Origin of the sequence: Cryobacterium sp. TMT2-10 (genome assembly GCF_004403075.1) — a bacterium.
GTDB lineage: Bacteria > Actinomycetota > Actinomycetes > Actinomycetales > Microbacteriaceae > Cryobacterium > Cryobacterium shii.
In genome coordinates, this window is record NZ_SOGW01000030.1 from 1 (window position 1) to 20326 (window position 20326).

Genomic DNA, 20326 nt, shown 5'->3' on the forward strand with positions numbered 1-20326 from the left:
CGGCTTCCGCGCGGCCGGCAGAGCGGTCACGGCAGCCGGCTTCGTGGCCGGTGCGGTCAGGGCCGGCCGTCGCGGCGGCGGGGCGTCGCCCGCCCGCACCCAGCCGGGGCCGGGGTTGATCGGAGCACTGCGTTGGAATGCCTCTGACACGGCGCGGGCGCGGGTGTCCGCGGCCTCGTTGAGGGGATGGTTCGCGTGCCCCTTGACCCACTCGAACCGGTATTTGCGCCCCTTCAGGGCCTCATCGAGTTCCTGCAGCAGGTCGAGGTTCATCACCGGCTTGCCGTCCGCCTTGCGCCAGCCCTTCGCCTTCCAGCCGCGCATCCACTTGGTGATGGAATTGATCACGTACTGGCTGTCGCAGAGCACGAGCAGGTCGTCGTCCAGGTGCGCGGTGGCCCGGAACAGCTCGAGCACGGCCTTGAGCTCGCCCTGGTTGTTGGTGGCGTGCTTCCACCCGCCGGCGGCCCAGCAGGAATCGTCGACGAACCAGGCCCAGCCGGCGGGGCCGGGGTTGCCGAGAGCGGAGCCGTCTGCGGCGGCGATGATAGTCATACGGGCCTTTCGTGGTGCCGGCTTCTGCGGGACCCGTCTAGTCTGCCATCGTGACGAGGGGCCCAGTCCAGCCTCGCGGCTCAGGTTAGGGCCGCCGGCGCAGGCTACAAGCTCCGCCGGCGTCGCTAACCTGCGCCACGAGGCCCGACCACGGGTGCGGGCGGCCATCGTGACGCGGGGCTGCTATTCGCTGATGCAGGCTCCGGAGGACACGGGCGCACGCAGCGCCGCGGCCTGCTCCACCACGGGGTCGACCTCTTCCATGGCGAGGGCGTAGCCGAGGTTGGCGGTCACCGTCGACTTCGCGAAGATGACACCGGAGACGAGACCGGCCTCGCTCAGCAGGGGGCCGCCCGATTCGCCGTGCTGCACATCGGCGGCCAGCGTGTAGATCTGCCGTTGGGAGGGGTCCTGGCCGTAGATGTCGGCCACCAGGGCGGGCGCGACCGCGACCACCTCCGCGGGCCCGGACTCGAACGGGCCGCCGAAGGGATAGCCGTCGCTGACGGCCGGGCTGCCCGGCGCGAGGTTGTCGCCGAGCGGCAGCGGAGGAGCGTCCAGGCCGGAGACGGCGATCACGGCGAGGTCGACGCTCGGGTCGAAGTAGACGACCTGACCCGGCCTGGCGTTGCCGTCGGGGGTCTCGACGACGGGTTCGGCCACGCCGGCGACGACGTGGGCGTTGGTCAGGACACGGTCGGGGGCGATCACGAAACCGCTGCCCGACTGGTTTTGCCCGCAGGCGTAGGCGGTGCCGGTGATCTTCACCACGGATGCCTGTGCCGCGAGCAGCGCGTCGCTGTCCGTTCCCATGCTGGGGAGCGTGGGGGCCGGGCCGTTGAAGGCCTCGATCACCCGGGGGATGCCCTCGGTCACGACGACGGAGCGCAGCTGGGTGAGCAGCGTCCTGACCTGGTCGGGCGTGAGGGAGTCGATCGTGCGGATCACGCTCGAGGAGGCGATCGCCGGGGACAGCACGGGCACCCCGAGGGAGCCGATGCTGAAGGCGATCATGGAGGCGACCAGGGCGGAGACCGTGAGAGCGGCTCCGGCGCCGAAGACGCGGTCGACGGCGTGGAGCCTGGCGCGGGCGCGGCGCGGGCGGAGCGCCCGGCCGATCGCTCCCCCCAGGGAGAGCCCGCCGAACAGGAGCAGGGCCGCGGTCGCGAGCGTGGCCGCCGTGCGCCACTCGGCGGCGGGGACCCAGGAACCCACCAGCGGAACGAAGAAGTAGGCGGCGACGGCGCCGCCGACGAGGCCGGCGATGCCGCTCAGGCTGCCGATCAGACCGCTGCGAAAACCGGAGACGAGGTAGCCGACGAGCACGAGCAGGAGGGTGAGGTCGAGGATGGTGGTGATCGGCATCCGTGGACCTCGTTCGCTAGTCGGTGTGCTGCTTCCCCCACCGGCCGCATCTGTCATCACAGCGTACGTCGTCGGCGGTCGGGTTTGCTGAAGGAAGCCTCCACAGGCGGCGGAGCCCGGAGTTCTTCACCGGTCCCGGGCGGCGCCGTGCCGTGCCGCCGGCCAGGGCAAGGGTTGTCCCATGAATCGGACAATCGTCAAGACCAGGGAAGCCCACGACTTCCTCGCGCTCGTGCCTCAGCTGGCCGGGTTCCTGCCCGAGAACAGCCTGGTGCTCGTCGCCTTCCGCGGCAACCGAACCTGCGGAGCGATGCGCTTCAACCTTCCTGAACCCGACTCCTCCCGTTCCGTGCTGGGACGAGTCGTCTCGTCGCTCATCGGCACGCTCTGCAAGATCCCCGGGGTGGATGCGGTCGTCCCGGTCGTCTACAGCGATGAGCCCATCGCGAGCGTGACCGGCCTGCCCCAGGAACGATTCGCGGAGGTCCTCTCTGCACGCGCACGCCTGTGCGGGTTCCTGGTTCGGGACTCGCTCTGCGTGGCACCCGATGGATGGGGGTCCTACCTCGACCCCGACTGCCCGGCCGGCGGGCATCCGTTGAGCGCCATCGCGGCGTCCGAGGTCAACCGGTCCATTCCCGCCGAGGCGCGCCTCGACCTCGCCACCCTGCGAAGCCGGGCCGACCTGCCGCGGGTCGACCCGGCGCGGAAGGCTCGGGTCGGCCGCAGGCTGGCCAGGTACCAGCGGCTCGGGAGCTCCGCGCAGACCGTGCCGGAACTGCTCGACCTGGCCGGCGACATCATCGACCCGGTCGCCACCGCCGAGGCCGCGCTCGGCTTCGATTCGGAGAACCTCGCCGTGGAGGAAGCCGCCGCGTTGCTCTTCCTCGTGCAGGGACCGGCCTGCCGGGACCAGATGATGCTGCAATTCGCGTTCGGGGAATCGGTCGGGCGCCGAACCTTCGCGCTGAATCTGCACTACGCGGCCCTGCAACGCGCCACCGGGCGCAGCCTCGACGACCTCGTCGCCGAGGAATGCGCGGCATCCGACGTGCCCGATGTGCCGGACGCGCGGGAGACCAGCGACTACATGCTCGGTCTCACGGACGAACGCCCGGACCCCGGCCGAATCGAGCGGGCCGTCCGGCTGCTGAAGGCTGTCGTCGCGCTGGCGCCTCGCGCGTGCCGGCCGGCACCGCTCTGCATGCTGGCGTGGCTCTCCTGGGCGATGGGCCGCGGGTCGGTCGCCGGCATCTTCATCGACCAGGCGCGTTCCATCGACCCCGGTTACGGCATGGCCGAGCTGCTCGACACGGTGGTGTCGAGCGGACACCTGCCGGACTGGGCGTTCGCCGTGCCGCCGGACGAGACCTCAGAAAAATGACCGGGACGCCCTGGCCGTGAAGTCAGGGCGTCCCGGTCGGGTGCTTGCCTAGAGGTACTTGGGTGCCTCGGAGAGCACGCCGTGCAGGATATCGCCGATCTCGCTGAACTCGGCCGGGCCGATGGTGAGCGGGGGAGCGAGCTGCACGACGGGGTCTCCGCGGTCGTCGGCGCGGCAGTAGAGCCCGGCCTCGAACAGTGCCTTGGACAGGTAGCCGCGCAGCAGGCGCTCGGACTCGGCGTCGTTGAAGGTCTCCTTCGTCACCTTGTCCTTGACCAGCTCGATCCCGAAGAAGTAACCCTCACCGCGCACGTCGCCGACGATCGGCAGGTCGAGCAACTTCTCCAGTTCGGCGCGGAAGAGCGGCGAGTTCTCGCGCACGTTCTCGTTGAGCTTCTCCTCCTCGAAGATGTCGAGGTTGGCCATGGCCACCGCAGCGGACACCGGGTGCCCGCCGAAGGTGTAGCCGTGGTAGAAAGTCGTGTCGCCGTGCTTGAAGGGCTCGTAGATGCGGTCGCTGATGATGGTGGCGCCGATCGGCGAGTATCCGCTGGTCATTCCCTTGGCGCAGGTGATCATGTCCGGTTCGATCCCGAAGGTCGTCGACGCGAACATGTTGCCGATTCGTCCGAAGGCCGTGATGACCTCGTCGGCCACCAGCAGCACGTCGTACTGGTCGCAGATCTCGCGTACCCGCTTGAAGTAGCCGGGGGGCGGCGGGAAGCAGCCGCCGGAGTTCTGCACGGGTTCCAGGAACACTGCGGCCACGGTCTCCGGCCCCTCGAACTGGATCATCTCTTCGATCCGGTTGGCCGCCCACAGGCCGAACTTCTCCAGGTCGTCGCCCAGACCGGAGCCCATCTCATCGGCCCGGTAGAAGTTCGTGTTCGGCACCCGGAACCCGCCCGGGGTGACCGGTTCGAACATCTCCTTCATCGCGGGGATGCCGGTGATGGCCAGGGCGCCCTGCGGTGTGCCGTGGTAGGCCACGTTGCGCGAGATGACCTTGTGCTTGGTCGGGCGGCCCTGCAGCTTCCAGTAATACTTCGCGAGCTTGAAGGCCGTCTCGACGGCCTCGCCGCCGCCGGTGGAATAGAACACACGGTTCAGGTCGCCGGGGGCGTGGGAGGCCAGTCGGTCGGCCAGCTCGATCGCGCTCGGGTGGGCGTAGGACCAGATCGGGAAGAAGGCGAGTTCCTCCGCCTGTTTCGCGGCCGCCTGCGCGAGGCGCTTGCGGCCGTGGCCGGCCTGGACGGTGAACAGGCCGCTCAATCCGTCGATGTACTTCTTGCCGTTGGAGTCCCAGATGTGGTGACCCTGGCCCTTGGTGATGATCGGCACGCCGTGGCCGGCTTCGAGCACCGACTGGCGCGAGAAGTGCATCCAGAGGTGGTCCTTCGCCTTCTGCTGCAGGGTGGCGTTCTCGGCATCCGTGTAGACGCGAGGTGTCGCCGTCTCGTCGGTCTGAGCGATGGGTGCTGTGATAGTCATTTTTTACCGTGTTCCCCAGTTGTAGAACTGCTTGTGGAGTTTGAGATAAACGAATGTCTCGGTGGAGGAAACCCCATCGAGACTGCGGATCTGTGAGTTGAGCAGGGTGATGAGTTCGTCGTCGTCCTCGCAGACGACTTCGACCAGAAGATCGAACGAACCGGCCGTGAGCACGACATAGTCGACGGCCGGGATGGCGGACAGCTGCTCGGCGAGAACCCGGGTGTCCCCGGTGGCACGGATGCCGATCATGGCCTGGCGGTAGAAGCCCAGCTGCATCGGGTCGGTGACTGCGACCACCTGCATGACCCCGGCATCCGTCAGCTTCTGAACGCGCTGGCGCACGGCCGCTTCGCTCAGGCCGACCGCCTTGCCGATTTCGGCATACGATCGGCGGCCGTCAGCCTGGAGCTGCTCGATGATCTTCTTCGAGACATCGTCCAGTTGTGCCGTCTTGCCCGCAGCGTTGCGTCCGATTAGAGCCATTCAGCGATTATGACAGCGAGAACACCCTCAGGCAAGCGATTCCGCAGAAAATCAGCTCGAAAGCGACGGAATCGAATGAGAAAGGCCTGGTTTCGTCTGGTTGGGTTTCGGTCGGTCGCCGTTAGGATAAACCCGTCGACGTGGTGCCGTCGGCGATTTGCACCCGGTACCCGGTGCCCGGTGCACTCAACGGAAGGTGGCCTGCCGTGGGACGCGTCGGTTACGAACTTCTGCCCGGACAGGCAGCCGACTGGACCTTTGTGGTGGGGCGCGGCTTCATGGCCGCCCTGCCCGCGGCCACCCCGTCCGGCATCATCGCCACCCTGAACGCGCTGGTAAGCGCACCCCAGGTGGAGGCCGAGGACATCGTCGCGCTCCTGCCGCTGGGTGGCGGGGACGCGGTCGAGAGCTTCGCGGTCATCGTGCAGCGGGCGCCGACGGATGAGGACGGCATCCCGGTGTCCGTGATCGTCCGCGGCGAGGTCGCGGTCGATGTGTTCTCGGTCGGCGGGTCGCGACGGTTCACGGCCGGCGGCATCCGTCCCTGGCACCTCGCGGACTTCCGCGCCGTGATCGGGCTGGCCGTCGGTTCGCCGGAGCGATCCGCCCCCCGGTTGGACCGGCTCGAAGCGGGCCGGGATTTCGGCGTGGGCACGGTTCTGGCGCGCACCCTGTTCTGGTCGCTGGCGGACCTCGCCCAGAGCGAGGAATCGACGCTCATCCGGGTGCCCCGCCCCGATGCGGGCGCGGACGCCGATACCGTCCTGCATCGGCCGACCCTGCCCGCGCCCGCCCCGCAGCCCCAGGCCGAGCCTGCCGACGGGCCCCGGGGCGCGCCCGCCGACCGGCCCCGGTGCGGGTTCCGGCTGCCGGACGGCCAGGAAATCCGCCTGGACACGGTCTGCCAGCTCGGCCGTCGGCCGCGCCCACCGCGCATTCAGCGGTCCGTTCCGGTTCGGCTCGTCACCGTCGCCTCCCCGACCTCCGCCGTCTCCGGAACGCACCTGGAAATAGGGCAGGAGGGGGAGTCGGTGGTGGTCACCGACCTCGGCTCCACCAACGGCACAATCGTCACCGCGCCCCGGGGCCGCGGGCAGCGGCTGCGCCCCGGCGAGTCGCTGGTGGCGCTGCCCGGTACAAAGGTGGACATCGGGGACGGTAATATCATCGAGATCCTCCCCGCGAGCGGCATCACGCCGACTCAGTAAGCGCACGCCGATTTCGGAAGGCACATCCGTGACCCAGATAGGTCAAGGTTCGACCGGCTTCACGGTCGTTCTCCCGTCGGTGCAGAAGACGGTGACCCTGGCCTGGGCCGCCCTCACCGACACCGGGCACCGCCGCCAGGTCAACGAGGACAGCCTCGTCGCCGAACCTCCCGTCTTCGCCGTCGCTGACGGCATGGGCGGCCATTCGGCCGGCGACGTCGCCAGCGCCGCGGTGGTCACCCGGCTCGCCGAACTCGCCGGGACCGACCACCTCGAAGCGGAAGCGATCAACTTCGCCCTCGGCCTCTCGGTCATCGACATGGCCGCCGGCGAAGGCGTGACCGACCTCGGCACCGGAACCACGGTGACGGGCGTGGCAATCGGCATCGTGTCCGGCGCACCCCAGTGGATCGTCTTCAACATCGGCGATTCCCGGGTGTACCAGCTCACCTCCGGCGTGCTCGAACAGGTCACCACCGACCACTCCGTTGTGCAGGAACTCGTCGACGCGGGACGCATCACGCGGGACGAAGCCGACGTGCACCCGCACGGCAACATCGTCACTCGGGCCGTGGGCTTCCACGAACCGCCCGTTCCCGACTACCGCATCCGCCCGCTGCAGGCCGGAATGCGCCTGCTGATCTGCTCCGACGGCCTGACCAAGGAGCTCACGGCGTACGGCATCCGTCATTTCCTCATTTCCAACCCGCGGGCGGATGACGCGGCGGAGGCACTCCTGGACGCGGCCCTCGACAACGGCGGTCGGGACAACGTCACCGTGATCGTGCTCGACGTTCTCGCCGTCGAAGACTCCTCAGCAACCGAAGACACCGCAGCAGCCGAAGGGTCCGTACCCCCAGAGTTGGGGTGATTCCCCGGCCCCGGTTCGGGAAATCCCGTGCCTAGACTTAAAACCACGCCCGTCGATAAACCCGGTCGCCGGCATGGGTCCACGCACGAGATGCATCGATGACACGGGAGGCGACAATGGCCAGACGCTTACCGTCGACGCCCCCGAACCTGCCCGGGTTCTCCTACCTGCGCGTGCTCGGTTCCGGCGGTTTCGCCGACGTCTTCCTTTATGAGCAGAACATGCCCCGGCGTCAGGTCGCGGTCAAAGTGCTGCTGGCGGAGATCGTCAACGACCACGTTCGCCAGCTGTTCCAGGCCGAAGCCAATCTGATGGCCCAGCTCAGCTCGCATCCGTCCATCCTGACGGTCTTCCAGGCGAGCGTCTCCGCCGACGGGCGACCGTATCTGGTGATGGAGTACTGTTCCTCCACCCTCAGTCAGAGCTATCGCGTCGAAGCGCTCTCGGTGCCGGAGACCCTGCGGGTGGGAATCAAGATCGCCAGCGCCGTCGAAACGGCGCACCGGGCCGGAGTGCTCCACCGGGACCTCAAACCCTCCAACATCCTCGTCACCGCGTACGGACACCCGGTGCTGTCCGACTTCGGAATCGCCGCCACGCTCGGCGAGGCCGAGAATTCCGACGCGATCGGGCTCTCCATCCCCTGGTCGGCGCCCGAGGTGCTGCTGAACGAGATCTCCGGCTCGGTGGCCTCCGAGGTGTGGTCGCTCGGCGCCACGCTCTACTCCCTGCTGGCCGGCCGCTCGCCGTTCGAATTGCCCGGTGCGGACAACGGCTCGGCCCAGATCATGGGCCGGATCCAGAAGGCCGGGATTCCCCCGCTGAACCGCACCGATGTGCCCGGCCGGCTCGAACTGATCCTCGCCAGGGCGATGTCCCGGCGCCCGGAACTCCGGCAGCCCAGCGTGCTGGAACTCATCCGTGAGCTGCAGTCGGTCGAGGCGGAGCTGGGGCTCGCGCAGACCCGCCTCGAGGTCGCGGTGGACGACTGGGCGACGAGCACGCTCGCGGACCAGGACGACAAGACCCGGATCACGGCCATCAACTCGATCGACGCCTACGCCGGGCGCCGGCGCCGGAAGCCCGTCCCGGCCGGCGCCGCACCGCGGTCCACGACCAGGGCCGGAACGGGCAGCGGCACACCGGGGGACACCGTGACGACCCTGCCCCGCACGCGCAAGCGAGCGCTCACGCTCGTGGCGCTGCTCACGGCGGCGGTGCTCATCCTCGGGCTGGCCGCGACGGCGGTCGCCTTCCTCATGCGCGACTCCGGGAACGCGATCCCCGGCGTCAGCGATGTGTCCGGCGAACTCCGCAACGGGACGGTCGTCTTCAGCTGGCCCGACCCGGGGGTCAGGGACGGCGACAACTTCGTGGTCGCCCTCCGCACCGGCGAGAGCAGCATCCAGCGCGGAACGGAATTCGCGGTCGACCCGCAGGGCGAGGAGCGGGTCTGTGCGACCGTGTCCGTCAGCCGGGACGGCCAGGCCGGCACTCCGAGCGGCGAGAAATGCGTCGACACCACCGGTGGCGGCCCGTGATCCGTCGGTGGCTCTCCGCCCACCGTTCCCTGTTCGTCACCACGCTCAGCGGCACCGTCGTGGTCGCCGTCATCGCCGCCGTGGCGATCGTCTCCGGCGGCTACACGGCCCAGCGCCTCGACCTCGGCGACGCCGCCGTCTGGGTGACGAACGAGACCCGGCAGGTCGTCGGTCGGGCCAACACGGCGGTGTTCGAGCTCAACACCGTCGTCACCGCCGGGAGCGGGAACCTCGATGTCGTGCAGCAGGGCGCCACCGTCCTGGTGTTCGATCGCGGCAACAGCGCGCTCGACATCCTCGACCCCGCGACCGCGGAGGTCGCCGACAGCGTGGCGCTGCCGCCCACCGCGCCCACCGTGTTCCTCGCGGGGGACCGAGCGGTGATCGCGTCGGATGGCAACGTCTGGAACGTGCCCGTCAGCCGCCTGGACGGCTTCGACGCGGCCGCGGAACCCACGCTGGCCTTCGGCGCCGGATCCGTCGTCAGCGTGGACGCCGACGGGGTGCTGTACGCGTTCACCCCGTCCACCGGCGAGCTGTCCCGGGTGGACCTGCTCACCGCCGGTACTGTCACGGACACTCTCACCCTGGCCGCGGGCGCACCGGAAGACCGCTACCAGCTGACCAGCGTCGACGACCGGTGGGCACTGCTGAACGAGTCGACCCGTCGCCTGCACCTCGAGAGCGGCGAGGTCGACCTGACCGGGATCATCCGTTCGGGGGACGGGCCACTGCTGGCCCAGCCGAGCGTGCGCGGCGACCGGGTGCTCGTCTCCCACCGGGAGGGGCTCGTTTCCGTGAGCCTCGAGGGCGGACCGCCGGCCGCGGTGGTCACCGGTCGCAGTGGGGCCGCTGCCGCCCCCGCGTCGGATGAGGCCTGCTCCTACGCGGCCTGGGCCGACGGCACCGTCTGGCGCCAGTGCGCGAACGACCCCGCCGACGGCACAACGGCCACTCTGACCGGCCTCGCCGGGGACGCCCGGCTCTCGTTCCGCCGGAACGGCACCGGCCTGGTGCTGAACGACGCGCGAGACGGCGCGGCCTGGGCGGTGCAGCAGGGCAACGAACTGATCGACAACTGGGCCGACCTGATCGACGCCGACCAAAACCAGCAGCAGGTCGAGCAGAACACGGATGACGCCACCCCGGAGTACGAGAAATCCCAGGCTCCCCCGGTCGCCGTCGACGACGAATTCGGGGCCAGGCCCGGCCGAACCGTGACGCTCCCGGTCCTGCTCAACGACTTCGACCCCAACGGCGATGTGCTGGTGATCGACGCGGTGACCCCGTTGCCGGCCGAAACCGGCCGGCTCGCCCTCGTCGGGAACACCCAGCAGGTGCAGCTCGCGCTGACACCGGAGGCCACCGGCACGGTGAGTTTCGGCTACACGATCAACGACGGGCGCGGGGGAAGCGCCTCGGCGACGGTGACTCTCACCCTGCGCGGCGACGACGAGAACTCAGCCCCCGTGCAGGCCCGCACCACCAGCACGACCGTGCGGGCGGGCGGGCGGGTGACCAGCCAGGTGCTCGGCGACTGGGTCGACCCGGACTCCGACCCCTTCTACCTGACCGCAGCGACGATCCCCGCGCCCGACCTGGTCAGCTTCACGCCGGCCGGCAGCGTCGTCTACACGGATGCCGGAACCGAGGCCGGTGCCAAACAGGTCACCCTGTCGGTCACGGACGGCCGGGACACCGGCACCGGATCGCTCTCGGTCACGGTGCGGCCGAGCGGGTCGGTCCCGATCGTCGCGGAATCCTTCGTGGTCCTGGCCACCGCCGGCAGCGAGGTCACCGTGGTGCCGCTCGAACACGCCCGCGGCGGCTCGGCGCCCCTCCGGCTGAGCAGCGTGCCGGCCAAACCCGATGCGACCATCACCGCCGACTACGACGGCGGCAGTTTCCGGTTCGAGAGCGCCGTGGTGGGCGTGCACGAGGTCGAATACGCCGTCACGGACGGCCAGCTCACCGGGACCGGTCGGATCCGGGTGGAGGTCGCCCCCGCGCCCGACGCCAACACCGCGCCGGTCACGGTGCCGCACACGGCCTTCATCCGCGGCCAGCAGGCCACCCTGGTCGATGTGCTGGCCACCGACTCCGATCCCGCCGGCGGTGTTCTGCTGGTGACCGGCACGATGGATGTCCCCGCCGACAGCGGCCTCCGGGTCGAGATCCTCGACCAGCGGATCCTGCGGGTGACCCTGACGCAACCGCTCGAGAACGCGACGGCCGTCTTCGGCTACCGCGTCAGCAACGGCCTCGCCGAGGCGACCGGCACGGTCACCGTGATCGAGATCCCGCCGCCGGCGCAGAAGCAGGCTCCCATCGCGGTGCCGGACACGGTCTCGGTGCGGGTGGGCGATGCCATCGACATCCCGGTGCTGGCCAACGACGAGCACCCGGACGGCGACACGCTCACCCTCGACCCGACGCTGGCGACCCCGCTACCGGCCGGTTCCGGCCTGCTCTTCGCCGCCGGAACGAAGCTGCGCTTCCTGGCGCCGAAGACGGCGGGGAACTTCACGGCCGTCTACCGGGTCAACGCGCCGGATGGCCAGTTCGCCAACGCCGAGGTGCGGATCGCGGTTCGGGAAGCGGACCCTGATTCGAACAACCCGCCCGTGCCGAAGACGGTGACCGCCCGCGTGCTCGCCGGCGACACGGTGAGCATCCCGATCCCGCTGTCCGGGATCGACCCGGACGGGGACTCCGTGCAGCTGGTCGGCCAGGAGACCAATCCGGAGAAGGGGTCGGTCACCATCCGTGGCGCCGATTCGATCGAGTACACGGCGGGGGAGTACTCGGCCGGCACGGACACGTTCACCTATTCGGTGGTCGACGCCCTCGGCGCCCGCGCCGTCGGCAGCGTGCGCGTGGGCATCAGCCCCCGCCTGGACGGTGCGCGGAACCCGGTCGCGGCCCCCGACGAGGTCGCCGTCCGCCCCGGCAGCACGGTCGCCGTGCGGGTGCTCGGCAACGACTCCGATCCCGACGGCGGAGACCTGACCATCACCCGGGTCGAGGCGACCGGCACCGCCGGTTCCCGCGGGCGCGCCGTCATCGACGGTGACGTCGTCTCCGTCAGAGCACCGGCGCAGGAGGGGCGCTACGGGTTCATCTACGAGATCCAGAACGCGCGGGGCGGCACGAGTTCGACCTTCCTCACCGTCGTGGTGCGCGCGGACGCCCCGCTCTCCAAACCGGACGCCCGTGACACCCACGTGGCACTCTCCGATGTGCTCGACGCCCGCGGCACGATCGACGTCGACGTCCTCGCCAACGTCTTCTTCGCGGACGGCCCGGTCAAGAGCCTGGGGCTGAGCGTGCCGGCGAGCTTCTCGGGCGTCGCCGAGGTGACGGATGCCCGGCGCATCCGGGTCAGCGTCGGCGACGCCGGCCAGATCATTCCCTTCTCCGTGAGCAACCCGGATGACCCGAGCATCGTGTCCTACGCCTTCATCTGGGTGCCGGGCACCGACGACGCCCTGCCCCAGCTACGCAAGGGTGCCCCGAGACTGACCGTGTCGAGCGAGTCCCTGCTCAGCATCGACATCAACGACTACGTCGTCGCGGTCGGCGGCAAGAAGGTGCGCCTGACCGACCGGAGCCTGGTGCAGGCCACCCACGCGGACGGCGCCGACCTGGTCAGCTCCGATTCCGCCCTCGCCTACACCAGCGCCGACCAGTATTACGGGCCGGCCTCGATCTCGTTCGAGGTGACCGACGGTGCCGGCGCGGCCGACCCGGACGGGCGCACCGCGACGATCGTGCTGCCCATCACGGTTACCCCCCGCAAGAATCAGCCGCCCGCCTTCGACGGCGCCGTGCTGGACCTCGAGCCGGACCAGACGAAGGTCATCGACCTGACCAGGCTCACCTCCTACCCGTATCCGAAGGACCAGGCCGAACTGGCCTACACGGTGCTCGAACCGCTCCCGACCGGGTTCACCTATTCCCTCGACGGCCAGCAGCTGACCCTCCGAGCCGCGGAATCCACGCCGAAGGGCGACCGGAGCGCGATCACCATCGGCGTGCGCGACAGCGTCACCGCGGGCAAGGCGGGCCGGATCGACCTGGGCGTGGTCGCCTCCACTCGACCGCGGGCGATCCCGGTCGCCGACACGGCCATCGCCCCACGCGGACGCACCACCGTCGTCGACGTCCTCGCGAACGACGACGCTACGAACCCCTTCCCGGCGGTGCCGCTGCGGGTCGTCGCCGTGCGCGGCCTCGACGGCGGCAGCGTCCCCCGCGGAGTGACGATCACGCCCAGCGCCGACAAGAGCAGGCTCACGGTCGTGGTGGCCCAGGACGCGGCGCCGGCGGACACGAACCTCCAATACCAGGTCGCCGACGCCACCGGAGACCCGAACCGCTACGCCTGGGGCACGGTGCGGATCTCGGTACAGGACAAGCCCGACGCGCCGACCGGCGTGCGCGTGACCGGCTTCGCCGACCGCGGACTGTCCGTGGCCTTCAACCCGGGCGCCTTCAACAACTCAGCCATCACCGGTTACGAGATCACCCTGCTCGACGCGTCCTCCGGCGCCCCCCTCGGCACCACCCCCTGCCAGGCCACGACCTGCGAGGTGGCGACCCCCGGCAACGGGCAGGGCAACGCCCTGCGGGTGTCCGTCGCCGCCCGCAACGCCATCGGCCTGTCCGACCCGGCCGTGCTCGCCGACCGGGTCTGGTCCGACGTGGTGCCGCCCGCTCCGACCGGGCTGGCCGCCGAACCGCTCGACGGCGGGTTGCGCCTGCGCTGGAACACCGTGGCGGCGCAGGGCGGCGGGACGGCCATCCGTGGCTATGAGGTGACCGTGGGCGGAACCGGCCGCGGCGAAACCAGCGCGTCCGGGGCCGACTGCGGCGCGACCTCGTGCAGCATCGTCGTCACCGGACTGACCAACGGAGCGAACACGGAATTCACCGTGAGCGCCCGCAACGACGCCTACCCCGCCCTGGCCGGCTGGAGCAGCGCCTCGGGTGCGGGAACGCCGTTCGGACCCGCCCGGGCCGGAGCGATCTCCGCGAACGCGACGGATTCCAGCGGCTCGGTGGCGCTCACCTGGGACCCGTTCGATGGCCGGGGCGACGCGATCGACGGCTACGTCGTGCAGCGGCTGAGCGCGGACCAGGTGCCCACCAGGGCCCAAGCCTGCAGCGTGTCCAGTCCGGCGCCGGGCACGCTCAAAGCGCCCACGCAGGGCGGAATCGTCGCCGAACAGAAGATCCTCAGCGGCGCGACGACCTCGGCCACCTTCGACAACCTGCTCACCGACAACGGCCGGTACTACTTCATCGTGTGGGGCTACAACCGGGCCGGCTGCGCGCCGACGGACGTGGTGAGCGCCCTTGTGCGCCAGGCTCCGGGGCCTGTCACCGACGTGCAGAGCTCGATGGCGGCGCGAGGCGACGCCTGGGACCTGCGCGTCGACGGGGTCAGCCCGAGCGCCGGCATCAGGGAGTACAACCTCCGGGCGGTCGACGGGTCCGGCAACGGGGTCCCGGGCAGCCAGGTCACCTTCGGCGGGTCGGGCTGGCCCCGGGAACTGCTGGGCCTCCCGTTCGGGCAGACGGTCCGGTACCAGGTGCAGGCCTGTTCGCCCTGGGGTACCTGCGGGCCCTGGTCCGGAACCTACTCGGCGCCGGAGGCATCCGTCAGGTTCACCGTCACCGGGCTCGCCTACGACCCGGTCACGGGCGTGTTCGGCTGGACCAACGGGCCGGACAACAACGGGATCGGCGCCGACTACACCTGCTCCGTGCGCGGTGACCCCGCCTCCTCCACCCGGGGCGGACCGAACTCCTGCGCCCTGGCCGCGCCCGCGCCGTCCGGCACGGTGCGCCTCACGGTGACCGTCAACGGCCACGCCTACAACTACGATCAGTGATTCCGACGAAAGTGACCACCCGATGACGATGACCCCGCAGCAGGCCGCTCAGTTCGCCGATGTGTTCGAGCGCCTGGTGAACGGGGTCGAGCAGGTGCTGCTCGGCAAACACCACGTCATCAAGATGGCGTTCACCGCCCTGCTCAGCGGCGGCCACCTGCTGCTCGAAGACGTGCCGGGAACGGGCAAGACCTCCCTGGCCAGGGCCATCGCGCAGAGCGTGCGCGGCACCAGCAACCGGGTGCAGTTCACCCCGGACCTGCTGCCGGGCGACATCACCGGGGTGAGCATCTACGACCAGCGCAGCGGGACATTCGAATTCCACCGCGGGCCGATCTTCGCCAACATCGTGCTGGCGGACGAGATCAACCGGGCCAGCCCGAAGACCCAGGCCGCCTTGCTCGAGGTGATGGAGGAGGAGCAGATCACGGCCGACGGGGTCACGCACCCCGTCGCATCCCCCTTCATGGTGATCGCCACCCAGAACCCGATCGAGCAGGCCGGAACCTACCGGCTGCCCGAGGCTCAGCTCGACCGGTTCATCATGAAATCCTCGATCGGCTACCCCGACCACGCCTCGACGATCCGCATTCTCGAGGGGGCCGGCCAGCGCGCGCACGAGGCCACGGTCCCGGCGGTGGTCTCGGCACAGACCGTGATCGAGCTCGCGGCCCTCGCCCGCACGGTCTTCGTCGACGCCACCGTCAACGACTACGTGGCCCGCCTGATCGACGCCACGCGCACCAGCCCCGAGGTGCGCCTGGGCGCCAGCGTGCGCGGCGCCCTGGCGCTGGTACGCACCGCGAAGACCCTCGCGGCCGCCAACGGCCGCCACTACGTCATCCCCGACGACGTCAAGGAACTGGCCGAGGCGGTGCTCGCCCACCGCCTGGTCCTCGACCCGGAAGCCGAGTTCGACGGGGTCACGCCGTCCAGCGTGATCGCCCGGATCCTGATCGAGACCCCGCCGCCCAGTGACAGGCAGGCTGCGTGACCCAGCGGATGCCCGGCGAGGGAAGGTTCGGCCGGTTCACTCCGCGCCGGCCCCGCCCGGTGTCCCACGACGGCCTCCTGGCCGAGGGTGTGTCGCGTGGGATGCGCGCCGCCCGGAGGTCCGGCACCGGCGCCTCCGTCGCGGGCGGGTTCATCTCGGCCGTCGTCACCCCGCTCGGCTGGTGCGTCCTGGGTGTCCTCGCCGCCTCCCTGCTGTTCGGCTATGCCCTGGGCTGGACGGAACTCGTCGTCATCGGCTGGACCGCCATGGTGCTGGTCGGGGCAGCGCTCAGTTTCCTGATCGGCCGGAACGCGTACGAGATCCACCTGTCCCTGTCGGTCGACCGGGTGGTCGTCGGGGCACGCGTTCCCGGCGAGGTGAGCGTGCTGAACCCGACCCGTCAGCGGCTGCCGGGCGTGGGCGTGGAGGTTCCGGTCGGATCCGGGCTGGCCGAGTTCGCGATGCCGAGTATCGCGCGCGGCGGCAGCTTCGAGGACCTGTTCATCGTTCCCACCCTCCGGCGCGGGGTGATCCCGATCGGTCCCGTGCGCACGGTACGCGCCGACCCGCTCGGGCTGCTGCGCCGGGAGATCGTCTGGGCCGAGCGGGTCGAGCTGTTCGTGCACCCGCGCACCCTGTCGATCCCGAGCATGAGCACGGGATTCATCCGTGACCTCGAGGGCAACCCGACCAGGGACCTGACCAACAGCGACGTGTCCTTCCATGCGCTCCGCGAGTACGTGGCGGGCGATGAGCGGCGCAGCATCCACTGGAAGAGCACCGCGAAAACTGGCCGCTACATGGTGCGTCAATACGAGGAATCCCGCCGCAGCCACCTGATGGTGGCCTTGAGCCTGTTCGTGGGGGACTTCGCGACCGAGGACGAGTTCGAAATGGCCGTCAGCGTCGCCGGCTCCCTCGGCGTGCGGGCCATCCGTGATGCCCGCACCGTGTCCGTCGTGGCCAGCGCGCCGACACCGGACCTCGCCCGGCGCGGCGCTCCGGCGCTCCGGCCGCTGAGCACACTCACCCGCACCCGGCTGCTCGACGATCTCAGCCGGGTCGAGACATCCGACCGGATGATGCACGTCGGGGCCCTGGCCAAGGCCGCGGCCGACACGGTCGCGGGCATCTCCGTGGCCTTCCTGGTCTGCGGCTCGGCCGTCACCCTGTCCCAGTTGCGCACCGCAGCGAATCGCTTCCCGGCGGGGGTCGAGGTCGTGGCCGTGGTGTGCGACCCGGAAGCCGTCCCCAGCCTCAAGCGCGTGGCCGAGCTCAGCGTGCTCCGGATCGGCTTCCTCGAGGACCTGCCGCACAGCCTCGCCCGATCGCTGGCGGCATGAGCGCCCGCGCCGCCGTCCGCTCCGGCGCCCGCAGCGCCCGCCCGGGCTGGCGTTTCACGGTCGGGAACACCGTCGGGCTGTTGCTGGCGACCGCCGCGGCCGCCACAGCCCTCTGGCCGGTCTACCGCAGCCGTGAATTCGTCGTACTCGTGGGCGTCACCTTCGCCCTGGGGGCCGTGACCGCGATCCTCGGTGCGGTGTTCCGCTGGCCGGCCTGGCTGGTGGCCCTGGCCACGATCGCCGTTTACGTCATCGCAGGCGTGCCACTGGCCATCCCCGGCCAGGCGGTGCGGGGCATCCTTCCGACCGGAACCGGTCTGCTCGAGCTGGTCTCCGCGACCGCGCTGAGCTGGAAGCAGCTCGTCACGATCGTGCTGCCGGTCGGGTCCTACCAGACCCTGCTCGTGCCCGCCTTCATTCTCGTTCTACTCAGCACCGTGATCGGCCTCTCCGTCGCCCTGCGCGCGCGGATCGGCGAACTCGGCGCGCTCGCCCCGGCGGCGCTGTTCATCGCCGGCATCGGCCTCGGACCCACCGTCCCGTCCGCCCCGATCGCCACCGGCCTCGCGCTCTTCGTCGTGCTCCTGTTCTGGCTGCTCTGGTTCCGCGCCGTGCGCCGCGGAGCCGTGGTGCGCCTGGTCGCGCAACAGTCGCGCCGAACGACCGCGTCGACGGCGGATCGCCGTTTCGCGGCGGTCCGCGGACTGGTCGGCGCCAGCGTCATCGTCGCCGTGGCGGTGGCCGCGGGCACGGCGGCCGCGATCGCGCTCCCGGCATCCGCTCCACGTGACGTGCTGCGCGCACGCGTGCAGCAGCCGTTCGACCCGCGGGACTACCCGAGCCCGCTGAGCGAGTTCCGCAGCTATCTTCAGCCCGCCCGAGCCGAGGCCGCACTGCTCGAGGTCGCGGGCCTGCCCGAGGGAGGGCGGCTGCGACTGGCCACCCTCGACGGGTACGACGGCGTCGTGTACTCGGTCGGCAGCGAGCAGGTGAGCAGCGCCTCCGGATCGTTCACGCGCCTGCCCGACCGCCTCGACCAGTCCCGGATCGATGGCGACCAGGTGACCCTGGCCGTCACGATCGACGGCTACACCGGGGTGTGGGTGCCCGGGGCGGGCCAGCTGGAACGGATCCGGTTCAGCGGCCCGACGAGCAGTGCGCGCTCAGACTCGTTCTTTTACAACGACAACAGCGGCACGGCCGCGGTGCTGACCGGGCTGGCCCGGGGCGACAGTTATCGCAGCGTCGGCGTGGTCCCGCGGTCGCCGGATGCGCTGGCCGGCCTGCGCCCGGGCCCCGCCGTCCTGCCGCCGCTCAGCGTCCTCCCGGACGAACTCGAACAGGCCCTGGCCGGCTATGTGAACGCCGAAGACGCCCCCGGCGTGCAACTCCAGTCGATGCTGGACGGGCTCCGAGCGGACGGCTACGTCAGCCACGGCGTCGGCGCGGACGAGCCGGTCAGCCGGTCGGGGCACGGAGCCGACCGGATCAGCCAGCTGTTCACCGACCAGCCCATGCTCGGCGACGCCGAACAGTATTCCGTGGCGGCGGCTCTGATGGCACGGCGGCTCGGTTTCCCGGCCCGGGTCGTGGTCGGCTTCGTTCCCCGCAGCGGAGACGGAGCCGGGGCCGACGCGACCGGCACGGTCACCGTCGTGGGGTCCGACCTCTCGGCCTGGATCGAGGTGCAGTCCACGACCGGCTGGGTCACGCTCGATCCGAACCCTCCGCTGCGCGACATCCCGGCGAAGCAGCCCGACGACCCCACCGTGGTGTCCCGGCCGCAAACCGTGGTGCCACCGGCCATTCCGGAGATCGCGGAACAGCGGGACCCGGCCCCGCCCGAGAACTCGGTCGAGGACCCGCCGGCACCGCTCAGCCCCTTCCTCGCCTTCCTGCTCGCCGCGGCGAAAGTGGCCGGTTGGAGCCTGCTCGGCCTGGCCGTCGTGCTCTCGCCCTTCCTGCTCATCATCGCGGCCAAGGCCCGGCGCCGCCGGCTTAGACGCACCCGTCCGGCGCCCCTGGACCGGATCCGGGGCGGTTGGCGCGAATTCGCCGACGCCGCGCTCGACCATGGCATCTCGGTGCCGGCGGGGGCGACCCGCACCGAACTGGCCCGAACCGTGGGCGGGATGCGGCCACTGGTGTTCGCCGCGGCGGTCGACCGGGCGGTTTTCGCCCCGGACCGGCCGGGCAGTGCCACCGCCGACGAGGTGTGGCTGTTGGTCGCCGAACATCGCCGTGACCTCAACGCGGGGAAGAAGCGCCTCGCCCGGCTGCGAGCCCTCGTCTCCCTGCGGTCACTGGGTCGCTACGCTGGAGGGGCATCCGTTCGACGGTCGGCCCCACGAGGGGGAGGCCGCGGCCCGGGAGGAGTCGGTTCGTGAACTGCCGGATCTGTGGGGCACAGCTGCCCGTCGGCGCCATGTTCTGTGGCGAATGCGGCAGCTCGAGCACGGCAACCCCGAAGACCCGCAAACGGTCAGACCCTCGGCCCAGCGACACCACCATCATCCAGCCGCTGCCGCCGCAGCGGGTCGTGATCTCCGTCCCGATCGGCGCCGACGGGCGCCTCGGGGCGCCGCCGGTCCCGGCTCCGGTCCCGGTCCCGGCTCCGGCTCCCGTTCCAACCACCGCTCCCGTCCCGGCTCCCGTTCCGGCTCCGGTTCCCGTTCCGGCTCCGGTTCCCGTTCCGGTTCCGGTTCCCGTTCCGGTTCCGGTTCCGGTTCCGGTTCCGGTTCCGGTTCCGGTTCCGGTTCCGGTTCCGGTTCCGGTTCCGGTTCCCGTTCCGGTTCCGGTTCCGGTTCCCGTTCCGGTTCCGGTTCCGGTTCCGGTTCCCGTTGCGACTCCCGCCCCGGCGCCCGCGCTGTTCGTGCTCCAGTTCAGCACCGGCGAGACCGTCTCGGCAAACGGGACGGGGCTGGTCGGCCGCCGGCCTCTTCCTCAGCCGGCCGAGCACTTCGATCTGCTGGTGCAGGTCAACGACCTCGGCCGTTCCGTGTCCAAGAGTCACCTCGAATTCGGGCAGCACGACGGCGAATTCTGGATCAGTGACCGCTTCTCGGGCAACGGCACCATCATCCGTCGCCCGGACGCGGTCTCGGTCCGGTGCGAACCGGGCCGCCGCTACCTCGTGCCCCGCGGCTCGCGGGTCGACCTCGCCGACCAGTTCTTTATCCTCAACTAGCGAG

13 protein-coding genes are annotated in these 20326 nt (G+C 70.5%); 9 read left to right on the forward strand and 4 right to left on the reverse strand.

The window, feature by feature from the left end:
• Both E3T37_RS03160 and E3T37_RS03165 read right to left on the reverse strand, forming a co-directional pair.
• Window positions 1-555 (reverse strand): RNase H family protein (locus tag E3T37_RS03160; protein WP_134365392.1); only part of this gene is annotated, 555 nt, incomplete at its 3' end.
• A 183-nt stretch (window positions 556-738) separates the two neighbouring features.
• Window positions 739-1920 carry a MarP family serine protease gene (locus E3T37_RS03165; RefSeq protein WP_134365393.1) on the reverse strand — a complete coding sequence of 394 codons (1182 nt, stop codon included), beginning with the start codon at window positions 1918-1920 and terminating at the stop codon, window positions 739-741.
• A 181-nt stretch (window positions 1921-2101) separates the two neighbouring features.
• Here E3T37_RS03165 and E3T37_RS03170 point away from each other — a divergent pair, with 181 nt between their 5' ends.
• Window positions 2102-3304, forward strand: a complete 1203-nt coding sequence (locus E3T37_RS03170) for a DUF4192 domain-containing protein (protein ID WP_134365394.1) — start codon at window positions 2102-2104, stop codon at window positions 3302-3304.
• Window positions 3305-3352: 48 nt separating this feature from the next.
• On the opposite strand, the gene E3T37_RS03175 is transcribed toward E3T37_RS03170, so the two are convergent.
• Together E3T37_RS03175 and E3T37_RS03180 are read right to left on the reverse strand one after the other, a co-directional pair.
• Window positions 3353-4795 carry an aspartate aminotransferase family protein gene (locus E3T37_RS03175; protein ID WP_134365395.1) on the reverse strand — a complete coding sequence of 481 codons (1443 nt, stop codon included), beginning with the start codon at window positions 4793-4795 and terminating at the stop codon, window positions 3353-3355.
• 3 nt (window positions 4796-4798) lie between these two features.
• Window positions 4799-5281: an Lrp/AsnC family transcriptional regulator gene (locus tag E3T37_RS03180; protein ID WP_134365396.1), complete on the reverse strand. Its 483-nt coding sequence runs from the start codon at window positions 5279-5281 to the stop codon at window positions 4799-4801.
• Between the two features lie 206 nt (window positions 5282-5487).
• Between E3T37_RS03180 and E3T37_RS17115 the strand changes: the two genes are divergently transcribed.
• The 8 genes from E3T37_RS17115 (at window position 5488) to E3T37_RS17015 (ending at window position 20322) form a co-directional block, all read left to right on the forward strand.
• The gene (locus E3T37_RS17115; RefSeq protein WP_241975809.1) at window positions 5488-6489 is read left to right on the forward strand and encodes an FHA domain-containing protein; all 1002 of its coding nucleotides are present in this window, start codon (window positions 5488-5490) and stop codon (window positions 6487-6489) included.
• A 28-nt stretch (window positions 6490-6517) separates the two neighbouring features.
• Window positions 6518-7360, forward strand: a complete 843-nt coding sequence (locus E3T37_RS03190; protein WP_134365397.1) for a PP2C family serine/threonine-protein phosphatase — start codon at window positions 6518-6520, stop codon at window positions 7358-7360.
• Window positions 7361-7476: 116 nt separating this feature from the next.
• Entirely contained in the window at window positions 7477-8901 is a 1425-nt protein-coding gene (locus tag E3T37_RS03195) for a serine/threonine-protein kinase (RefSeq protein WP_134365398.1), read from the forward strand.
• Window positions 8898-14798 carry a fibronectin type III domain-containing protein gene (locus tag E3T37_RS03200; RefSeq protein ID WP_241994533.1) on the forward strand — a complete coding sequence of 1967 codons (5901 nt, stop codon included), beginning with the start codon at window positions 8898-8900 and terminating at the stop codon, window positions 14796-14798. The genes E3T37_RS03195 and E3T37_RS03200 overlap by 4 nt, the downstream gene beginning before the upstream one ends.
• A 22-nt stretch (window positions 14799-14820) precedes the next feature.
• On the forward strand, window positions 14821-15792 hold the full coding sequence (locus tag E3T37_RS03205) for a MoxR family ATPase (protein WP_134365400.1): 972 nt from the start codon (window positions 14821-14823) through the stop codon (window positions 15790-15792).
• Window positions 15789-17135 carry a DUF58 domain-containing protein gene (locus E3T37_RS03210; protein ID WP_241978705.1) on the forward strand — a complete coding sequence of 449 codons (1347 nt, stop codon included), beginning with the start codon at window positions 15789-15791 and terminating at the stop codon, window positions 17133-17135. The genes E3T37_RS03205 and E3T37_RS03210 overlap by 4 nt, the downstream gene beginning before the upstream one ends.
• Window positions 17132-19522, forward strand: coding sequence for a transglutaminase-like domain-containing protein (locus E3T37_RS03215; protein ID WP_134365401.1), 2391 nt, complete (start codon window positions 17132-17134; stop codon window positions 19520-19522). The genes E3T37_RS03210 and E3T37_RS03215 overlap by 4 nt, the downstream gene beginning before the upstream one ends.
• Window positions 19519-20322, forward strand: a complete 804-nt coding sequence (locus E3T37_RS17015; protein ID WP_174844088.1) for an FHA domain-containing protein — start codon at window positions 19519-19521, stop codon at window positions 20320-20322. The genes E3T37_RS03215 and E3T37_RS17015 overlap by 4 nt, the downstream gene beginning before the upstream one ends.
• Window positions 20323-20326 lie beyond the last annotated feature (4 nt).